Raw genomic sequence first — 18,571 nt, forward strand, 5'->3', positions numbered from 1 at the left:
GCCGCGGGCGCGGCGGCTTCGGTCGCGGCCGGCGTGGCGGCGGGGGCCGCGGCCGGAGCCTTGGCCTTCACCCACGCGTCGAACTCGGCCTGGCTGACGACCTTGATCTCGATCGGCATGAAGGCGTGGTCGATGCCGCAGAGCTCCGAGCACTGGCCGTAATAAGTGCCCACCTTCTCGGCCTTGAACCAGGTCTCGTTCAGGCGGCCCGGGATGGCGTCGATCTTCAGGCCGAAGGCCGGCAGGGCGAAGGCGTGGATCACGTCGGCGCCGGTGACCTGCACGCGGACCACCTGGTTGACCGGCACCACCATCGCCTCGCTGGCGGCCAGCCGGTACAGGCTGTGCGGCAGGCCCTTGGCGGCCACCTGCTCCTCGGTGAGCACGTTGGAGATGATCTCGGGGATCTTCTGGTCGGGGTACTCGTAGCCCCAGTACCACTGATAGCCCGTGGCCTTCACGGTCATGTAGGGCTTGGGCATGTCGTTGTAGCGGAAGAGCAGCTTGAACGAGAAGATCGCGATGATCATCAGGATCAGCACGGGCACCAGCGTCCAGATGATCTCGATCGTGGTGTTGTGGCTGAACTTCGCGGGGACCGGATTGGCCTTGGCGTTGTAGCGCACGGCGATCCAGATGATCAGGCCCAGGACCAGCAGGGTGATGGCCGTGATGATCGGCAGCAGGATCCAGTTGTGGAACCAGATCGCGTCATGCTTCAGCACCGACGCGGCGGGCTGGAGGGCGATCCCCCCAGGCGTCGGCTGACCCAATAGATCCTCGGCGAAGGCTTGCCCCGCGAACGCCATCGTGGCGGCGGCGGCGCAAAGGCCAGCCCACTTCCGCCGCATCCCCTGGAATTGCTTCATTTCCCTCTCGGCCCGTTTCGGCGGCGTTCTAACGGGGTGACACTCCGTCTCCCGCCGCGCCGACTTGCACAATACGACCGGATACCAGGGTTCAAGCAATCGACTTTGCAACAAGTCGGAGCTCTCCCCATGGCGCCGATCGGTCGCAGGCGTGCATACGCGCATCAATCCCTGTTGCCAAGCACCCGAAACCACATGTGGAGCAGGGGAATCGCATCAGTTGCGAAGCATTCTCAATAACTTCGCCAAATTCCATCCACACGACCGACAGGCGAATCACGTCGATCTCCGAACATTGATAACTTGTAATAACAGCTACCTTGCATCACACACTACCTGTCGGTACAAGGGTCCTACCAACAGGAAACGAGAGCCGTGCCTGAAGCCATCGAAACACAATTGAAGAAGGGCGTGCTGGCGCTGTGCGTGCTGGCCCTGCTGTCGAAGGCCGACAGCTACGCCTACGAGATCGCCAGCCAGCTGGCCCACGACATCGACATGGGAGAGGGGACCATCTACCCGCTGATGAGACGCCTGCAGTCCGACGGACTGGTCGAGACCTACCTGGTCGAGTCGACCAGCGGTCCGCCCCGCAAATACTATCGCCTGACCACCGCCGGCCGCGACAGCTTCGCCGCCCAGAAGGCCGAATGGGCCGCCTTCACCAAGGCCGTGGACGACATCCTGGGAGCCGCCGCATGACCCGCGCCGAATTCATCAGCCGCCTCAAGCGCGGCCTGGCCGGCCTGCCGGCCACCAGCATCGCCGACGCGGTCGCCGACTACGACGCCCACTTCGACGACGCCGTCGCCGCCGGCCGCACCGAGGCCGAGACGGCCGCCGCCCTGGGCGATCCCGACCGCCTGGCCCGCGAGCTGCGCGCCGAGGCCGGCCTCAAGCGCTGGGAAGAGACCAAGAACCCGTCGGCCGCCGCCGGCGCCGTCTTCGCGGTGCTGGGCCTGGGCGCGATCGACATCCTGATCCTGCTGCCCATCCTGATGGGCGTGATCGGGGCGCTGTTCGGCTTCTTCATGGCCGGGATCGGCATCTTCATCGCCGGGGGCTTCGTGTTCTCGGCCGGCCCGTTCTTCGACCCGCCGGGCGGCCCCGCCGTCGCCATCCTGGGCGGCATCGGCCTGATGGCCGCGGCCACCGCCCTGACCGCCGTCACCGGCCTGGTCACGGTCGGCCTGGTCAACGTGCTGGTCTGGTACGGCCGCCTCCACTACCGGCTGCTGAAGCCGGCCATCGAACCGCAAGCCTGAGGTCGCGCCATGATCCGCAACCTGACCATCATCGCCGTCGCCAGCTTCGTCCTGGCCGTGGCGTGCCTTGGAACCGCCTTCGCCATCGGCGGCCGCCAGATGATCCAGCAAGGCGGCTGGACCATCCCCGCCAACGTCCACTTCAACATCGAGGACGACGACGGCCGCGTCTCCGTCCACCGCAACGGCGAAGTGACGATCGAGGACCACGGTCCCAACACCACCCGCCAGATCGCCTGGACCGGCGGCGAGGCCCTGCGCATCGACCTGCCCGCCCGGGTGATCTTCACCCAGAGCGACAAGGCCGGCGTCACCGTCGAGGGTCCGCAAGGCCTGGTCCGCCGCGTGGTGCTGTCGGGCGACCGCCTGCACCTCGACGGCGACGGCAATGGCCGCGGCTTCACGATCACCGGCGACGGCGTGCGGCTGCTGGCCCATTCCGACGACCTGATCATCCGCGTCTCGGCCCCGTCGGTGAAGAGCTTCGTGCTCAACGGCTCGGGCGACCTGGACATCCAGTCCTACGACCAGCCGAGCCTGGCCCTGGCGCTGAACGGCAGCGGCGAGGTCTACGCCTCGGGCAAGACCAAGGCCGTCGACCTGCACATCGCCGGATCCGGCGAGGCCGAGCTGAGCGCCCTGACCGTCTCCGACGCCAAGGTCGAGATCGCCGGCAGCGGGGAGGCCAAGCTCGGCCCGACGGGCGAGGCCGACGTCAGCATCGCCGGCAGCGGCGACGTCACCCTGACCGAGCGCCCGGCCCGCCTGTCCAAGTCGATCGCCGGCTCGGGCGAGGTCAACGAGGACTGGTGACCCCCTCCCCTCCGCCCCGCGACAGGATCGGGGGGCGGAGGGAGATGACGCGGGGCCTTCGAGCGCCTAACTTGTAGGGATGACCGCTCCCCTCTCCGCCCCTTCCCTGCTGGACGCCGCCGGCGTCGACCCGCAACGCGCCCGCGCCATCCTGGGCGAGGCCCTGGCCGGGGCCGACGACGGCGAGCTCTTCCTCGAGCGGTCCGAGAGCGAGGCCTTCGTCTTCGACGACGGCCGCCTGAAGACCGCCTCCTATGACTCCGGCGAAGGCTTCGGCCTGCGCGTGGTGGCCGGCGAGACGGCCGGCTACGCCCACGCCTCGGAGATCTCCGAAGCCGCCATCGGCCGGGCCGCGGCCTCGGCCAGCCTCGCCAAGCGCGGCCACGCCGGGATCTCGGCCGAGGGCCCGCGCTCGACCAACGAAAAGCTCTATGGCGAGGACGACCCGGTCTCCTCGCCCGCCTTCTCCGAGAAGGTGTCGCTGCTCCAGGAGATCGACGCCTTCGCCCGCCAGCGCGATCCCCGCGTCGCCCAGGTGATGGCCAGCCTGACCGGCGAACGCCGCGTGGTCGAGATCCTGCGCGCCGACGGCAAGCTGATCCGCGACGTGCGCCCGCTGGTGCGCCTCAACGTCCAGGTCACGGTCGAGAAGGACGGCAAGCGCGAAGCCGGCTCGTCCGGCGCCGGCGGCCGCGCCGGCTTCGCCGCCTGGATCAGCCCCGACAAGTGGCAGGACCAGGTCGACGAGGCCCTGCGCCAGGCGCTCGTGAACCTCGACGCCGTCGCCTGCCCGGCCGGCGAGATGGACGTGGTGCTCGGTCCCGGCTGGAACGGCGTGCTGCTGCACGAGGCCGTCGGCCACGGCCTGGAAGGCGACTTCAACCGCAAGGGCATCTCGGCCTTCTCCGGCCGCATCGGCGAGCGGGTGGCCGCCAAGGGCGTCACCGTCTTCGACGACGGCTCGATCCCCGGCCGCCGCGGCTCGCTGACCATCGACGACGAGGGCACGCCCACCGAGCGCACCATCCTGATCGAGGACGGGATCCTCGTGGGCTACATGCACGACCGCATGTCGGCCCGGCTGATGGGCATGCAGGCCACCGGCAACGGCCGCCGCCAGTCCTACGCCCACATGCCGATGCCGCGCATGACCAACACCGGCATGCTGGCCGGCGACCACGACCCGGCCGAGATGATCGCCTCGATGAAGAAGGGCCTCTACTGCGCCAATTTCGGCGGCGGCCAGGTCGACATCACCAACGGCAAGTTCGTCTTCCAGTGCACCGAGGCCTACCTCGTCGAGGACGGCAAGATCACCGCCCCGGTCAAGGGCGCGACCCTGATCGGCGACGGCCCCAGCGCCCTGACCCGCGTGACCATGATCGGCAACGACTTCGACTTCGATCCGGGCATCGGCGTCTGCGGCAAGGCCGGCCAGGGCGTGCCCGTGGGCGTGGGCCAGCCCAGCCTGAAGATCACCGGCCTGACCGTCGGCGGAACGAGCCTCTAAGATCTGATCCCTCTCCCCTTGCGGGAGAGGGCAGCCTCCCGGAGGGAGGTCGGGTGAGGGGTCGAAAATCCTGCCCGCCGCGACGGGCGGATCGACCGGACCCGGCGTCGAAAGTTTGAGAAACCCCTCATCCGACGCCTTCGGCGCCACCCTCTCCCGCAAGGGGAGAAGGACGATCCTCGCCGACCCTGTCGGCGATTTAATCCACCTGTCGCGCTTGTAACTTCACCCGCGCCTCGCCCGCGGCCCAGTCTGGCGCGGCCCAGTCTGGGCGCGTCAACGAGGCCGCCGCCCGCGATTACCGGTCCCCAATCCCAAGCGGATCAGAAGCGGCCACTGCGAAGGACCCCGGCGGAGCATGCCGGGGTCCTTTTTCGTTGGCGACGAGCGCTCAGCCGGCCTTGGCGGCGCGGCCGGCCCGCACGGCGGCGGCCAGGTCCTCGAGCACGCGCACCGAGGTGTCCCAGTCGATGCAGGCGTCGGTGACCGACTGGCCGTAGGTCAGGGGCTTGCCGGGCACGATGTCCTGGCGGCCGGCGACGAGGTTGCTCTCGATCATCACGCCCATGATCGGCGAGGTCCCGGTCGCCACCTGGGCGGCGATGTCGGCGACGACGGCCGGCTGGTTCTCGTGGTTCTTGCCGCTGTTGGCGTGGCTGGCGTCGACCATGATCCTGGGCGGCAGGCCGGCCTTGGTCAGGGCCTGGGCGACGGCCTCGACGCTGGCGGCGTCGTAGTTGGGCGTCTTGCCGCCGCGCAGCACCACGTGGCTGTCGGCGTTGCCGGTGGTGGTGGCGATGGCCGCGCGGCCCTCCTTGGTCACGGCCAGGAAATGGTGCGGCTGGGCGGCGGCCATCACCGCGTCGATCGCCACCTTCACGTCGCCGTTGGTGCCGTTCTTGAAGCCGACCGGGCACGACAGTCCCGACGCCATCTCGCGGTGGATCTGGCTTTCGGTGGTGCGGGCGCCGATCGCGCCCCAGGCCACCAGGTCGGCGATGTACTGCGGGGTGGTGACGTCCAGGAACTCGCAGGCGGTCGGCAGGCCCTGGGCGCTGACGTCCAGCAGCACCCGCCGCGCCAGCCGCAGGCCCTCGTTGATCCGGAAGCCGCCGTCGAGGTCGGGGTCGTTGATCAGGCCCTTCCAGCCGACCGTGGTGCGCGGCTTCTCGAAATAGACCCGCATGATCACTTCCAGCTCGCCGGCGTGGCGCTCGCGCTCGGCCGCCAGGCGCTGGGCGTAGTCGAGGGCGGCCTTGGGGTCGTGGATCGAGCAGGGGCCGATCACCACCACCAGGCGGTCGTCGCGGCCATGCAGCACCTCGTGCACCGCCTGGCGGGCGTCGCCGACGATCTCGGCCGTCGACGAGGAGGCCGGCGCCTCGCCGATCACCTGGGCGGGCGGGCTGAGGGTCTGCAGGCGCGAGATGCGCAGGTCGTCGGTGGGGACGGGCAGCGAGACGAGGCTGGCGGCGGTGGAAGAAGAAGGCATGGCGCGGTTCCTGAAGGTTCGGAAAAGTTCGGGAGGTCCGGCGGCCATTAAAAAAGCCGCCCGGGAGACCCCTGGCGGCTGGTGAAAGGCGTTTTTGGCGGCCTGATCTCAGGCCAAACGATCCCCTCCCGGCGCCAGAGGCGTCGGATAGCTAAAGTACCAAAACAGCTGCTGGCTGGCGGCGAGGATCATCCGTTCACCCTAGAGCCAAGTTTTCCAGGAGTCCACAGCCCAGGCTTCGCGCCCTTCAAACGCGGCGATAGGCGAGGCCTATTGGTCCACCACCTTGATGATCCGCTCCGACGACGGGCGGCCGGCCAGGCCCTTGCCCGAGGCGTAGGTGATGATCAGGGCGTCGTCCTTGATCGCCGCGCCGGGCTTGCGGCCCTCGGCCAGCAGCACGCGGCCGATGCGGTTCAGCAGGTTGCGGTCGCCGTTGCGGGCCATGCGCTCGAAGGCCTCGGCCGCGACATTGGCGCTTTCGGCGACCAGCACCGAGGTCTCGGGGCGGGCGTCCTGCACGGTCTCGAAGCTGACCTGGTGGCGCGCGGCGCGGCTGGCGCGATCGGCGGCCTGGGCCATGCGCAGGAAGAGCGCGCTGGGCTTGATGAAGGCCGGCGGCTGGATGGTCGTGGCGCGGCCCATCAGGGCAGCGGCGGCGCCGGCCGGGCGGTCGGGCGTGAACAGGATCATGCCGCCCAGCTTGGTGGCGCGCAGCACCGGCTCGCCCAGCTCGTTCTTGTAGATCACGTCGCCGCGCGGCCCGGCGTGGGGCGACAGCACCCACACCTCGCTGCTGTTCTCGAACTTCAGCAGGGCGGTCGGCGTGGCGCGGTCGAGCACGAAGGCCCCGCCGCCTTCCGAGACGTAGCGGGCCACGGGCGGCGGCGGCGGCTTGCGGGCTTCCGCCGTGGCGCGGTCGCCGAACAGGGCGTCGCGCAGGCTGTGCTTGGACTGGGCGGCGGCGGGCGATGCGCAGAACCCTGCCCCGATCAGGGTGAGCGCCAGCGCGGCCGCGCAGCCTCTCGGCCCCATCGTTTCCACCGTCGGTCGTATCATGGCGACGGTGATGGTCCCCGACTGGGGCGATTCTTGGACGTGGAGACGGCGCTTCCTGGCAAGCGTCGCCATGCGACTTTTCTGCAACGCTTCCCTGGCGCCCGGCAATCGCCACGCGCCCCCTGAACATCCCGGTCGGCGCCTACAGACGCCGACCGGGACCGTGCGGTCAAGCCACAAGCCTTGCGGCCCGGGCCAGGCCACCGTCAGGCGAGGTACTGACCGCCGTTCAACGACAGGGTGGCGCCGGTCACGAAGCCCGCCCGCTCGCCGGCCAGGAACGAGACCATGTCGGCGATCTCCTCGCCCTTGCCCAGGCGGCCGACGGGGATGGCGCCGATGATGCCGGCCAGCACCGTCTCGGGGACGGCGGCCACCATCTCGGTGTCGATATAGCCCGGGCAGATGACGTTGACGGTCACGCCCTTCTTGGCGTTCTCGAGCGCCAGGGCCTTGGTGAAGCCGATCAGCCCGGCCTTGGCGGCCGAATAGTTGGTCTGGCCGACCTGGCCCTTCTGGCCGTTGATCGAGCTGATGTTGACGATCCGGCCCCAGCCGCGCTCGCGCATGCCCTCGATCACCGGGCGGGTCATGTTGAAGGCCGAGTCCATGTTGACCCGGATCACTTCCGACCACTGCTCGTAGGTCATCTTGTGCAGGAAGCCATCGCGGGTGATGCCGGCGTTGTTGACCAGCACGTCGATGGGGCCGAGCTCGGCGGTGACCTTGGCCACGGCGGCCTGGCAGTCCTCGAACGAGCCGACATTGCCCTTGACCACCATCACGCCCAGCTCCTTGGCGCAGGCCTCGGCCGCCGCCTCGTTGCCGGAATAACCCGCCGCCACCTTCAGGCCGTCGGCGACCAGCCGCTCGCAGATCGCCCGGCCGATGCCCCGGGTGCCGCCGGTCACGAACGCAACTCTAGCCATTCAACGTTCCTCTCTCGATCCGGGCCTTGTTCGGCCACGTGGGGGATGGGTCGTGCAGGAAGCGTCACTGTGCCTGTGGGGTTCCGTAAAGGAAACGCCAATCGTCGGCATAGCGGGGATCACGGATCCCGATCGGATGATAGGGGTTTGCACCCTCGCCTTTGAAGCCCTCGGGTAGAGCTTCACTAAAGATTCTCACATGGGTTGTCGGAACGCCCAGCCGGCGATAGCTCTGCGCCAGCAGGTCGGCGGTGTTTTCGCGGCTGTTGTAGGCGGCGTACCAGCGCTCGGGCGGGGTCGCGCCCGGCCCGTCGATCCACGGCGCCAGCCGGCGGCCGGGCGTGGTGAAGTCCCACGGACTGGAGAACAGCACCACCCGCGCCACCGGGGTCTCGCGGGCGATCCAGGCGGCCATGCCCGCCCCCTGCGACAGACCGCTGACGACGATGCGGCTCCAGTCGGGCGCGCCGTCCTTCAGATAGCCGCCCCAGCCTTCCGCCGGGTTCTCCCTGTCGAGCCTCGCCAGCAGCCCCGCCAGACGCCCCTCGATCGACGCCGCGCGGCTGTTGCTCACGACGCTCGAAGGTCCGTCGCCGCGCACCCGCATGCGCCGGAAGTCCGACGAGCAGGCCGGGTCGGGATTGCGCGGACAGGCCTGCACCACGGCCGGCTCGTTGGCGTATTCGAGGCCGATCACCGGATAGCCCTGGCCGGCGACCACCTTGAGCAGGGCGCCGGCTCCGGCCGGCTGGCCGCTGGTCCCCGGCAGGAAGACGACAAGCGGGGTTCCCGGCGCGACCCTGGCGGGGCGCAGCACGAGGTTCGGCTCGTCGAACTCGGTGATCGACGGATCGATCACCGAAGGTCGCAAGCCGTCGATCCGAATCTCCGCCGCCCGCCCCGTCGAGGCCAGGGCGGCGGAAACCAGGACCGCGACGAGAGCGGCGACGAGGGCGCTGATCGCCGCCCTATCACGACGCTGGGTCATGATCGCGCCGGGGTCAGACGGCCTCGATGCAGAGGGCCACGCCCATGCCGCCGCCGACGCACAGCGTGGCCAGGCCCTTCTTGCCGCCCGAGCGCTTCAGCTCGTGCACCAGGGTGGTCAGGATCCGCGCGCCCGAGGCGCCGATCGGGTGGCCGATGGCGATGGCGCCGCCGTTGACATTGACCTTGGCCGGGTCAAGGCCGAGCTCGCGCACCACCGAGATCGACTGGGCGGCGAAGGCCTCGTTGCTTTCGATGAGGTCGAGGTCGGCGACGGTCCAGCCGGCCTTTTCCAGGGCCTTCTTGCTGGCCGGGATCGGGCCGGTGCCCATGATCTCCGGATCGACGCCGGCGTTGGCCCACGAGACGATCTTCGCCAGGGGCTTGAGGCCGCGCTTCTCGGCTTCCTCGGCCGTGGTCAGCACCAGGGCCGCGGCGCCGTCATTGAGGCCCGAGGCGTTGGCGGCGGTCACCGAGCCGTCCTTGGCAAAGGCCGGCTTCAGGCCCGAGATGCTCTCCAGGGTCACGCCGTGGCGGATGTATTCGTCCTGGTCGACGACGGTGTCGCCCTTACGGCCCTTGATGGTCACGCCGACGATCTCGTCGGCGAACTTGCCGGACTTCTGGGCCGCCTCGGCCTTGTTCTGGCTGGCGACGGCGAACTTGTCCTGGTCTTCGCGGGTGATCTGCCAGCGGTTGGCGATGTTCTCGGCCGTCTGGCCCATGTGGTAGCCGTGGAAGGCGTCCCACAAGCCGTCCTTGATCATGGTGTCGACGAAGCCCAGGTCGCCCATCTTCTGGCCGGTGCGCAGGGCTTGCGCGTGCGGAGCCTGGCTCATGCTCTCCTGGCCGCCGACCACCACGATCTTGGCGTCGCCCGACAGGATCTGCTGGGCGCCCAGGGCCACCGCGCGCAGACCCGAGCCGCACAGCTGGTTCAGGCTCCAGGCCGGGCTCTCGACCGGCACGCCGGCCTTGACCGAGGCCTGGCGGGCGGGGCCCTGGCCGGCGCCGGCCTGCAGCACCTGGCCCAGGATCACTTCATCGACGTCGGCCGGGGTCAGGCCCGCCCGCTCGACCGCGGCGACGATGGCGGTCTTGCCCAACTCGGAGGCCGGCAGGCTGGACAGCGCGCCGAGGAAGGAGCCCACCGGCGTGCGAGCGGCGGAGACGATGACGATGTCGGTCATTGGCTTTCGTTTTCCCGTGACTGTTCGGTGACGCCTTCGCAGGTGCGGCGCCCACACTTTTGCAGTGCAACAGCACCATGCCGAAACGAACGGCGTTCGTCACGAATACATTTTCACGTCATGATGCGCAGTCCAGCTATTCGTGGGACTGGCGCCATGCCTTTGCATTGGCGATAGTGCGATGCGAAAAGGCGGGCGACACCGCTGTCCCAGGGAACGAAATGTCCGAGAACCCCGAAAAAGGCGAAGCCGCCCCCGGCGCTGACAAAGCTGAAAAAGGGTCGGGCCAGCGCGTCGTCATCAAGAAGTACGCCAACCGCCGGCTCTACAACACCGCGTCCAGTTCCTACGTCACCCTCGAGCACCTGTCGGACATGGTGAAGGAGGGCGTCGACTTCGTCGTCTATGACGCCAAGTCCAACGACGACATCACCCGCTCGGTCCTGACCCAGATCATCTTCGAGGAAGAGAACCGCGGCGGCGGCCAGAACCTGCTGCCCATCCAGTTCCTGCGCCAGCTGATCGGCTTCTACGGCAACTCGATGCAGGCCTTCCTGCCCAGCTACCTGGAGATGTCGCTGGAAAGCTTCTCCAAGCAGCAGGAGCGCATGCGCCAGCAGTTCACCGGCCAGGGCCTGGCCGGCAAGGCCGCGGCGCCGGGCATGGCGATCTACGAGGAGCAGATCCGCCAGAACATGGCGCTGTTCGACCGGGCCATGAAGATGTTCTCGCCCTTCGCCTACAATCGCCCGGAAGACGGCGCGGCCGCCGAGGCCCCGCCCGCTCCGCCGCCGCAGCCGGCCCCCTCCGCGCCCAGCGAGGACAGCCTGGCCGATCTGAAGCGCCAGCTGGAAGCGATGCAGGAGCAGATCGCCAAGCTGGCGACCAAGCCGTAAATCCTGAACGGGCGTCAACCATGCCGGCGCATTCGTTCTTAACGGACGCGCCGCTAGGGTTACTCACCATGAACGGTCCGATCGATCCCATCCGACGTGCGGCCAACGCACGCCGGGCGCTGCCAGCGCCCCGGGACTCCGACCGCCGAGAGGCGGACGGGGAAGACGTGACTCATGTTCGCGAGGAAGAGGAAACGAAGGCCCCGCCGCCGCCTCCGCGGCGCGGGGCCTTCGCGACCTTCGCCGCCCACCTGATGGGTCAGCCCGGCCAGAAGCGCGGGCTGCGCGGTGGGCAGGAAGTGCTCGACAATGCACGTTCGACCTATCTCGGCACGGAATATTCCGGCCCGGCCGACCGCCGTCCCAAGGCGGGCCTGATCAAGAAGACCGAGATCTAGCGCTCCAGGGCGGCGAGCCGGGCTTCCAGCGCCGCCACCCTCGCCTCCAGGTCTGCGATGCGCCGCGCGGCCGGATCGACCGGCGCCGCATGCGCGCCGATCCCGGCCCTTTGCGCGGCCTCCTCGCGCGAAACCCCCAGCATTTCGGCGAAAACAGCCACTTCGGCCGGGCTCAGCTCGCGCTGGTCCTTGAACGCCAGGTCCAGCGCCTCTGCGCTCAGGCCCGCCGCCGCGGCCAGGGCGGCGCGATCGAGCCCGCGCTCGGCCAGCCGCGCGTCATACCACCCAGGGTCGAAAAACAACGTCATGTGGAATTGTTAGCGCCGAAGGCCGGCTTGGCGCCAGTCTTGCTAGGTCGAGCCCTGAATCTTTCCGCAGAGCGCGCCGACCTATGCTGACCCTCCTGATCCGAGCCTTCGACGTCGCCGTCGTCACCCTGATCTTCACGGCCCTGACCTGACAACGTTTTCCTGACAACGCTTCCCTGCGACAAAAGCGCCGAGCGACGTTCATTCGCTTGATTGGCCGGGCGAGCGGGTTCAATTTCAGGACGTCGCGTTCACCCCCCACAACGCGACATGCGTACCGCCGGCCCGAGGTTGCCCCTAGTCCTCGGGCCGGTTCTACGTCCAGCCTCCAGCACATCGGCAGATTTTCGCTACCGTTTCACGGGAACGGTCGGCGGCTGAGCATTCGTTCTCAAGCCAATAAAAGCCGCCTCCCTCGCCCTTGTGGCGAGGGCCCATGGCGGACGCTGCTCAGACGGCGACCTGGCCCGAAAGGTCAGAGCAGGCGGAACGATGGATCCTGGGCACGAGGCCCAGGAAAGCGATCGAGAGGTCGCGAGGGGCCGTGACTAAGCCGCTTCCAGCAGCATCATCGTGCCCTGGCCGCCGTCGGCGCAGATGCTGACGATCGCCTTCTCGCCCTTGCCGCGCGCGGCCAGTTCCTTGGTCGCCTGCGACAGGATCCGCGCCCCGGTGGCCCCGAACGGGTGGCCGATGGCCAGGCTGCCGCCGGTGGGGTTCATCCGCTCGCGCGGGAAGGCCCCGAGCTCGGCGGTGACGCCGGCCTTCTCGGCCAGGAACTTTCTGCTCTCCCAGGCGGCGATGTGCGACAGCACCTGGGCCGCGAAGGCCTCGTGGATCTCCCACAGCCCGATGTCGCCCAGCGTCAGCCCGTTGCGCGCCAGCATGCGCGGCACGCCGTAGGCCGGAGCCATCAGCAGCCCCTCGTTCCTCAGGTCGATGGCCGTGACCTCGTAGTCGAGGATCTTCACCCGCGGCGTCCGCTCGGGCAGGCGCGCCAGTCCCGCCTCCGAGGCCACCCAGATGCTGGAGGCGCCGTCGGTCAGGGGCGAGGAATTGCCGGCCGTCAGCGTGCCCTGGCCGCTGGTCTTGTCGAAGGCCGATTTCAGCTTGGCCAGCTTCTCCAGCGTGCTGTCCTTGCGCGGGATCGTGTCGCGCCGCGCCTCGCCGATGGGAATGACGAGATCGTCGAAGAAGCCGCTCTCCCAGGCGCGCACGGCGTTCTGGTGGCTGGCGAAGGCGATGGCGTCCTGGTCGGCGCGGGCCAGACCCCACTCCTTGGCGGTGATCTCGGTGTGCTCGCCCATGGAGAGGCCCGTGGTGCGGTTGGCCACCTTGGGGATGAAGAGCTTGGCGTCGGCCGCCTTGAACGCCGACAGCACGGCCAGCCGCCCCTTCAGGTCGCGGGCCTGCTGGAAGCGGCGGATCCAGTCCGACAATCGCACCGAAAGCCCGATCTGCACCCGGCTCATCGCCTCGACCCCGCCGACCAAAGCCAGATCCCGGCCCCGCCCGTCGATCATGCCGGCGGCCTCGAGCACGCCGGCCATGCTGGTCGAGCAGGCCATGACGGTCGAGAAGGCCGGAATGGTCGGATCGGCCCCGGCGTCCAGCAGCACCTCGCGGGCGATGTTGCTCCAGGTCAGGTTGGGGATCACCGTGCCCCAGACGGCGAAGTCGGGACGCGCGCCCTTCTCCAGCATGGCCTTCACCACGGGCACGGAGAGGTCGATGGCGTCATGGGCGGCCAGGGCGCCGTCCACCTTGGCGAAGGGGGTGCGCAGGCCGGCGGCGAGCCAGAGGTTGGAAGCGGTCATGAACGGCGTCCGTAAGAGGGTCTGTTACCGATAGATAGGCGCGCGCGGACCGCCGCGCTTGTCGAAATCCGCCGCCCTCACCAATAGCGCTCCTCGGCCCAGGGATCGCCGCGATTGTGATAGCCGCGCTCCTCCCAGAAGCCCGGCTTGTCGGCGGCGACGAACTCGATCCGCTTCAGCCACTTGGCGCTTTTCCAGAAATAGAGGTGCGGCGCCACCAGCCGCACCGGCCCGCCATGCTCGGCCGTGATCGGCGCGCCCTCCCAGCCGTGGGCCAGCAGCACGCCCTCGTGCAGAAAGTCTTCGAGGGTCAGGTTGGTGGTGTAGCCGTCGTACGAATGCAGCACCACGAACCGCGCCTCGTCCCTGGGCGCGATGGCCTCGGCCAGGTCGCGGGTCAGCACGCCCTGCCAGTGGTTGTCGTAGCGCGACCAGGTGGTGACGCAGTGGATGTCCGACACCGGCGCGCTCTGCGGCTGGGCCAGCAGGGCCTGGAAGTCCCAGGTGGCGGGGCGGGCCACCAGGCCGTCGATGCGCAGCCGCCAGTCGGCCGTCGGCAGGTCGGGCTTGAGGCCCAGGTCCAGCACCGGCCAGTCGCGGGTCAGGTGCTGGCCGGGCGGCAGGCGCTCGGCCTCGGGCCTTGCGGTGTGGCCGGTCAGGAACTTGCCGGCCCTGGCCCAGGCTTCCTTGCTGCGGGTGAGCTTGCTGTCTTCCGGCGGCTGGTTGTCGTCCATCGGGGCCTCCTGGGCAAGGAGGCTAACGCGCGCAACCGGCTCGCGGCTTGAAGAAACGCCTCAGCGGTCGCCGAAATCGACGTCGCGGCGGGCGGCCACGATGGTGACGATGAAGCCGGCCAGCACATCCAGCAGCACCATCAGGGTGATCAGGAAGAACACCGAGGTGGCGAAGGCCGGCAGCAGCAGCAGTTGCACCAGGCAGACGATGAACAGCACCATCGACAGCGAGTGGTTGATGATCGCGATCTTGCGGCTGGTCGTCGACTTCAGCAGCTCGACGAACAGCACCACCAGCGAAGCGCCCAGCAAGAGGTCGCCCCAGCTGACGATCCAGTCGACCCGCGAGGCCATGTGGATACGGAACAGCTGCTCGCCGAACCGATAGCTGGCCGCGTCGGACGAGAAGCCGCCGCCGACGGTCAGGGCCAGCAGATTGTAGATCAGCACCGGCAGGGCCAGCAGCGGAAAGGCGGCGAACATTCGTAATCCCCTCGACAGTCGCCAGAGTTAACCGGTTTTCGACCGCCGGTGAAGCTGGCGCCGCTTGGCGGGCGAGCGGGACGGCATGGCCCTCGCCGGAGGCAAGGTCTAGCTTGCCCCGACGAACCGACGAGATCCGCCTTGCGCTACATTCCCCTGCCCATGCCCGTGGCCGTGAAGGCCTCGCACTCGGACCTCGCGCGCCTGGAGTATGTCGGCAGGGGCCGAGGCCTGCGCGCGATGTTCAAGATCCCGGATGACGAGGACGGGGGGCTTCTGGTCGTCTTCGACAAGATCGAAACGTTCCGCGTTGTCGACGAGATGCCGCTCAGCACCGAAGCCCCGGCTTTCCCCGAGGGTCTGGTCGAGGAGCATGTCGCCTATCGGGTGGAGGATGGCGTCTTCCGCCAAAACCAGTCGGAGGCGTTTCGCGCCAACTCTCCCGACCTGCACCACTACCAGTTCGTCACCGGCTGGATGTGCCTGGACGTGCTGTCGTACGGCCCGCCCGAGATGAGCGTCGAGCGCGGTTAGGCCTCGTCGACGCCCTGCGGGTTGCGCGCCCGCGACTGCAGCCACATCACGCCGAACAGGTCGCTGATCGAGGCCTTCAGGCGGCCGAAGTTGGTGTATTTCGACACCCCGGTCTCGCGGTGACGGTGGTTCACTGGCTGGAAGGCGATCTCGTAGCCCTCGCGCAGCATCAGCGCCGGGATGTAGCGGTGGATGTGATCGAAGTACGGCAGGCGCAGGAAGGCCTCGCGACGGAAGGCCTTCAGGCCGCAGCCGGTGTCGTTGGCGGTGTCCTTCAGCAGGCGCTTGCGCACCCCGTTGCCGAACTTGCTGGCGAAGCGCTTGGCGCTGCTGTCCTGGCGCTTGACCCGCTCGCCGCCCACCAGGGCCAGCTCGACCGGCGCGGCCTGCAGGGCCTTGGCCAGGCGCGGTGCATCGGCCGGGTCGTTCTGGCCGTCGCCGTCCATGGTGACCACGATCGGGGCGCGGGCGGCCAGGATGCCGCTGCGGATCGACCGGCTCTGGCCCGAGTTCTTGCGGTGGCCCAGCACGCGCAGCTGCGGGATCTCGGCCTTCAGGGCCGTGAGCAGGGCCTTGGTGTCGTCGCGGCTGGCGTCGTCGACGAAGATCATCTCGTAGGACTCGCCGGCGAAGGCGGCCGCGATCTCGCGCGCCAGGGCCGGCGCCGCGCCGCCCTCGTCGAATACGGGCACGACGACGGAGAAATCGGGGATCACGGCGGGATTGGAAGACGTCATGGCCGCTTTTACCGCAAAACTCGCGCCAGGAAAGGATCGTGCTATTCCATCGCTCATGAGCGCCAATACGAGCCCCAGCCCGACCGCCAGCATGAGCCTTGAATCCCGCCTCGACGCCTGGTCGCGCGGCTGGCGCGCGCCGGTCTTCGCCGCCCTGGTCGCCTTGATCGCCGGCCTGCCCGGCCTCTTCGCCATGCCGCCGCTCGACCGCGACGAGTCCCGCTTCACCCAGGCGACGGCCCAGATGCTGGAGACCGGCGACTATGTGAACATCCGGCTGCAGGACCAGCCCCGCAACAAGAAGCCGGTCGGCATCCACTGGCTGCAGGCCGCGGCGGTCTCGGCCGTCTCCGCGCCGGAAGACCGGGGGATCTGGGCCTACCGCATCCCCTCGCTGCTGGGCGCCATGCTGGCCGCCGCCGCCTGCGCCTGGGGCGCGGCCGCCTTCTTCGGCCCGCGCGAGAGCCTGCTGTCGGGCGCGATCCTGGGCGCGACCTTCCTGCTGTCGACCGAAGCCTTCATCGCCAAGACCGACGCCTCGCTGTGCGGCTTTACGACACTGGCCATGGCCGGCCTGGCGCGGATCTACACCGCGGGCCTGGCGGGCGAGAAGGCCGGCAAGGGTCCGAAACTGGCCTTCTGGATCGGCATGGCCATGGCCGCCCTGATCAAGGGTCCGGTCGGCCTGCTGGTCGTCATCCTCGCCATCCTCGCCCTGTGGGCCTGGGACCGGAAGGCCGGCTGGCTCAAGCAGTTGGGCTGGAGCTGGGGCCTGATCCTGTTCGCGGCCATCGTCCTGCCCTGGGCGACGATGATCACCATCGCCACCGACGGCGCCTTCTGGGGCGCGGCGGTGGGCGGCGACCTGGCGCCCAAGCTGGCCGGCGGCCACGAGCGCCATGGCGGACCGTTCGGGTACTACGTGCTGCTCTCCCCGCTGCTGCTGTTCCCGACCACCCTGCTGCTGCCGGCGGCCCTGGTGCTGGGCTGGACCCGCCGCAACGAGCCCGGCGTGCGCTTTGCCTTGTGCTGGCTGATCCCGACCTGGCTGATGTTCGAGATCCTGCCGACCAAGCTGGCCCACTACACCCTGCCCGCCTTCGGGGCCCTGGCCATGCTGATGGCCGCGGCCCTGCGCAAGCCTCTGGGTCTGGGTTCGCGGATCGTCGGCACCGTGCTGCTGGCCATCGCCGGGGTCGCCTTCGCCGCCGTCTGCATCGTCGCCTGGAAGCAGTACGCCGCGCCCTCGGCCCTGCCGCTGGCCATCCTTTCCGCCCTGCTGTTCATCGCGGCCGCCGTCGCCGGCGGCTGGCTGATCCTGCGCGAGCGCAAGGCCGCCCTGGCACTGGTCACGGCCGGCGCCCTGGGCATCCTGGCCCACGGCGCCATGGCCGGCCTGCTGGCCCCGCGCCTGGACTCGCTGTGGCTGTCGCAGCGCCTGGCCCGCGCCCTGGAGAAGGCCGATCTGGCCCCCCGCGCCGGCGCCCCCGGCCCGGTGGCGGTGACCGGCTATTCCGAGCCCAGCATGGTCTTCCAGCTGGGCACCACCACTGAACTCACCGACGCCGAGGGCGCGGCCGACGCCGTCGACGAGGGCCGTCCGGCCGTGGTCGAGGGCCGCGAGGACGCCAAGTTCAAGGCCGCCCTGGCCGCCATGGGCCACGCCCCGCGTCCGGCCGGCGAGATCAAGGGCCTGAACTATTCCGACGGCGACGACGAGGTGCTGCGCATCTATCGCGGCGAGCCGCGCCGCCACGACGCGCCGGAAGACGCCCCAGACGCCGTGAGCGGCGCCGAAGTGGAGGCCCAGCCGTGAGCCGCTTCATCGAGATCGTCGAGGTCGGTCCCCGCGACGGCCTGCAGAACGAGAAGGCCATACTGTCGGTCGAGGAAAAGCTCGACCTGATCCGCCGCCTCGAAGCCGCCGGCGCCCGCCGCACCGAGGTGGTGTCGTTCGTCAATCCCAACCGCGTACCACAGATGGCCGGCGCCGAAGAGATCATGGACGCCCTGGGCGGCCCCGATCCCAGGCGCTCGCGCATCGGCCTGGTGCTCAACATGCGCGGCTGGGAGCGCTGCGTCTCGACCGGCTGCGACGAGGCCAATGTCGTGGTCTGCGCGTCGGACGGCTTCGGCGTGAAGAACCAGGGCGCCACGGTCAACCAGCAGCTCGACACCCTGGCCGCCATCGTCGAGCGCCAGGCCGTCGACGGCGGCCCGCCGATCACCGCCACCATCTCCGTGGCCTTCGGCTGCCCGTTCGACGGCGAGATCTCGGAAGACCAGGTCGTCGCCATCGCCCGCGAGGCGGCCGCCATGAACGTGCCCGAGATCGCCATCGCCGACACCATCGGCGTCGCCGATCCCTGGACCGTCCGCAGGCGCATCGAGGCCGTCCGCGCCGCGGCCCCCGACGCCCGCCTGCGCATGCACTTTCACGACACCCGCAACACGGGCCTGGCCAACGCCTTCGCCAGCGTCGAGGCCGGGATCGACGTGCTCGACGCCTCGGTCGGCGGCCTCGGCGGCTGCCCCTTCGCCCCGGCGGCG

At 69.3% G+C, this 18,571-nt stretch carries 21 protein-coding genes; 9 read left to right on the top strand and 12 right to left on the bottom strand.

The window, feature by feature from the left end; translation table 11 throughout:
* Positions 1 to 869: cytochrome c oxidase subunit II (gene coxB, locus DMC18_RS06150; RefSeq protein ID WP_110132770.1), on the bottom strand; the 869-nt coding region annotated here is incomplete at its 3' end.
* 375 nt (positions 870 to 1,244) lie between these two features.
* Between coxB and DMC18_RS06155 the strand changes: the two genes are divergently transcribed.
* The 4 genes from DMC18_RS06155 (at position 1,245) to tldD (ending at position 4,457) form a co-directional block, all read left to right on the top strand.
* Entirely contained in the window at positions 1,245 to 1,571 is a 327-nt protein-coding gene (locus tag DMC18_RS06155) for a PadR family transcriptional regulator (protein ID WP_110121359.1), read from the top strand.
* Positions 1,568 to 2,134 carry a DUF1700 domain-containing protein gene (locus tag DMC18_RS06160; protein WP_110132771.1) on the top strand — a complete coding sequence of 189 codons (567 nt, stop codon included), beginning with the start codon at positions 1,568 to 1,570 and terminating at the stop codon, positions 2,132 to 2,134. The genes DMC18_RS06155 and DMC18_RS06160 overlap by 4 nt, the downstream gene beginning before the upstream one ends.
* Positions 2,135 to 2,143: 9 nt before the next feature.
* Positions 2,144 to 2,947: a GIN domain-containing protein gene (locus tag DMC18_RS06165; RefSeq protein WP_110121361.1), complete on the top strand. Its 804-nt coding sequence runs from the start codon at positions 2,144 to 2,146 to the stop codon at positions 2,945 to 2,947.
* Between the two features lie 79 nt (positions 2,948 to 3,026).
* Positions 3,027 to 4,457, top strand: a complete 1,431-nt coding sequence (tldD, locus tag DMC18_RS06170) for a metalloprotease TldD (protein ID WP_110121362.1) — start codon at positions 3,027 to 3,029, stop codon at positions 4,455 to 4,457.
* Between the two features lie 391 nt (positions 4,458 to 4,848).
* On the opposite strand, the gene DMC18_RS06175 is transcribed toward tldD, so the two are convergent.
* The 6 genes from DMC18_RS06175 to DMC18_RS06200 form a co-directional block, all read right to left on the bottom strand.
* On the bottom strand, positions 4,849 to 5,949 hold the full coding sequence (locus DMC18_RS06175; RefSeq protein WP_110121363.1) for a 3-deoxy-7-phosphoheptulonate synthase: 1,101 nt from the start codon (positions 5,947 to 5,949) through the stop codon (positions 4,849 to 4,851).
* 108 nt (positions 5,950 to 6,057) lie between these two features.
* Complete coding sequence (locus DMC18_RS06180; RefSeq protein WP_101711352.1) at positions 6,058 to 6,141, bottom strand: hypothetical protein; 84 nt, start codon at positions 6,139 to 6,141, stop codon at positions 6,058 to 6,060.
* Between the two features lie 78 nt (positions 6,142 to 6,219).
* Complete coding sequence (locus DMC18_RS06185; protein WP_110132772.1) at positions 6,220 to 6,984, bottom strand: DUF4908 domain-containing protein; 765 nt, start codon at positions 6,982 to 6,984, stop codon at positions 6,220 to 6,222.
* Positions 6,985 to 7,214: 230 nt separating this feature from the next.
* Entirely contained in the window at positions 7,215 to 7,937 is a 723-nt protein-coding gene (locus DMC18_RS06190) for a beta-ketoacyl-ACP reductase (RefSeq protein ID WP_110120948.1), read from the bottom strand.
* Positions 7,938 to 8,001: 64 nt separating this feature from the next.
* Positions 8,002 to 8,925, bottom strand: a complete 924-nt coding sequence (locus DMC18_RS06195; protein WP_110120947.1) for a hypothetical protein — start codon at positions 8,923 to 8,925, stop codon at positions 8,002 to 8,004.
* Between the two features lie 13 nt (positions 8,926 to 8,938).
* Positions 8,939 to 10,114, bottom strand: a complete 1,176-nt coding sequence (locus tag DMC18_RS06200; protein WP_110120946.1) for an acetyl-CoA C-acetyltransferase — start codon at positions 10,112 to 10,114, stop codon at positions 8,939 to 8,941.
* 221 nt (positions 10,115 to 10,335) lie between these two features.
* Between DMC18_RS06200 and phaR the strand changes: the two genes are divergently transcribed.
* Both phaR and DMC18_RS06210 read left to right on the top strand, forming a co-directional pair.
* Positions 10,336 to 11,010 (top strand): polyhydroxyalkanoate synthesis repressor PhaR, encoded by a 675-nt coding sequence (gene phaR / locus DMC18_RS06205; RefSeq protein ID WP_110120945.1) that lies wholly within the window; start codon positions 10,336 to 10,338, stop codon positions 11,008 to 11,010.
* 167 nt (positions 11,011 to 11,177) lie between these two features.
* Positions 11,178 to 11,408 (top strand): hypothetical protein, encoded by a 231-nt coding sequence (locus DMC18_RS06210; protein WP_370444035.1) that lies wholly within the window; start codon positions 11,178 to 11,180, stop codon positions 11,406 to 11,408.
* Here the strand turns inward: DMC18_RS06210 and DMC18_RS06215 are convergent.
* The 4 genes from DMC18_RS06215 to DMC18_RS06230 all read right to left on the bottom strand — a co-directional run bounded on the left by DMC18_RS06215 (position 11,405) and on the right by DMC18_RS06230 (position 14,750).
* Positions 11,405 to 11,716 (bottom strand): DNA-binding protein, encoded by a 312-nt coding sequence (locus DMC18_RS06215; protein ID WP_110120943.1) that lies wholly within the window; start codon positions 11,714 to 11,716, stop codon positions 11,405 to 11,407. The two genes, DMC18_RS06210 and DMC18_RS06215, sit on opposite strands and share 4 nt — an antisense overlap.
* A gap of 548 nt (positions 11,717 to 12,264) precedes the next feature.
* Positions 12,265 to 13,533, bottom strand: a complete 1,269-nt coding sequence (locus DMC18_RS06220; protein WP_110120942.1) for an acetyl-CoA C-acyltransferase — start codon at positions 13,531 to 13,533, stop codon at positions 12,265 to 12,267.
* 77 nt (positions 13,534 to 13,610) lie between these two features.
* The gene (locus DMC18_RS06225) at positions 13,611 to 14,267 is read right to left on the bottom strand and encodes a sulfite oxidase-like oxidoreductase (RefSeq protein WP_110120941.1); all 657 of its coding nucleotides are present in this window, start codon (positions 14,265 to 14,267) and stop codon (positions 13,611 to 13,613) included.
* A 60-nt stretch (positions 14,268 to 14,327) separates the two neighbouring features.
* On the bottom strand, positions 14,328 to 14,750 hold the full coding sequence (locus DMC18_RS06230) for a hypothetical protein (RefSeq protein ID WP_110120940.1): 423 nt from the start codon (positions 14,748 to 14,750) through the stop codon (positions 14,328 to 14,330).
* A 141-nt stretch (positions 14,751 to 14,891) separates the two neighbouring features.
* Here DMC18_RS06230 and DMC18_RS26515 point away from each other — a divergent pair, with 141 nt between their 5' ends.
* Positions 14,892 to 15,284: a hypothetical protein gene (locus DMC18_RS26515; RefSeq protein WP_199228551.1), complete on the top strand. Its 393-nt coding sequence runs from the start codon at positions 14,892 to 14,894 to the stop codon at positions 15,282 to 15,284.
* Here the strand turns inward: DMC18_RS26515 and DMC18_RS06240 are convergent.
* Positions 15,281 to 16,021 carry a glycosyltransferase family 2 protein gene (locus DMC18_RS06240; protein ID WP_110120939.1) on the bottom strand — a complete coding sequence of 247 codons (741 nt, stop codon included), beginning with the start codon at positions 16,019 to 16,021 and terminating at the stop codon, positions 15,281 to 15,283. The genes DMC18_RS26515 and DMC18_RS06240 overlap by 4 nt on opposite strands.
* Before the next feature lie 91 nt (positions 16,022 to 16,112).
* Here DMC18_RS06240 and DMC18_RS06245 point away from each other — a divergent pair, with 91 nt between their 5' ends.
* Both DMC18_RS06245 and DMC18_RS06250 read left to right on the top strand, forming a co-directional pair.
* On the top strand, positions 16,113 to 17,837 hold the full coding sequence (locus DMC18_RS06245; RefSeq protein ID WP_110120949.1) for a glycosyltransferase family 39 protein: 1,725 nt from the start codon (positions 16,113 to 16,115) through the stop codon (positions 17,835 to 17,837).
* Positions 17,834 to 18,571 (top strand): hydroxymethylglutaryl-CoA lyase (locus DMC18_RS06250; RefSeq protein ID WP_110132773.1); only part of this gene is annotated, 738 nt, incomplete at its 3' end. The genes DMC18_RS06245 and DMC18_RS06250, both read left to right, overlap by 4 nt.

The sequence above is a fragment of the Caulobacter sp. D5 genome (assembly GCF_003185805.1).
Classification (GTDB): domain Bacteria; phylum Pseudomonadota; class Alphaproteobacteria; order Caulobacterales; family Caulobacteraceae; genus Caulobacter.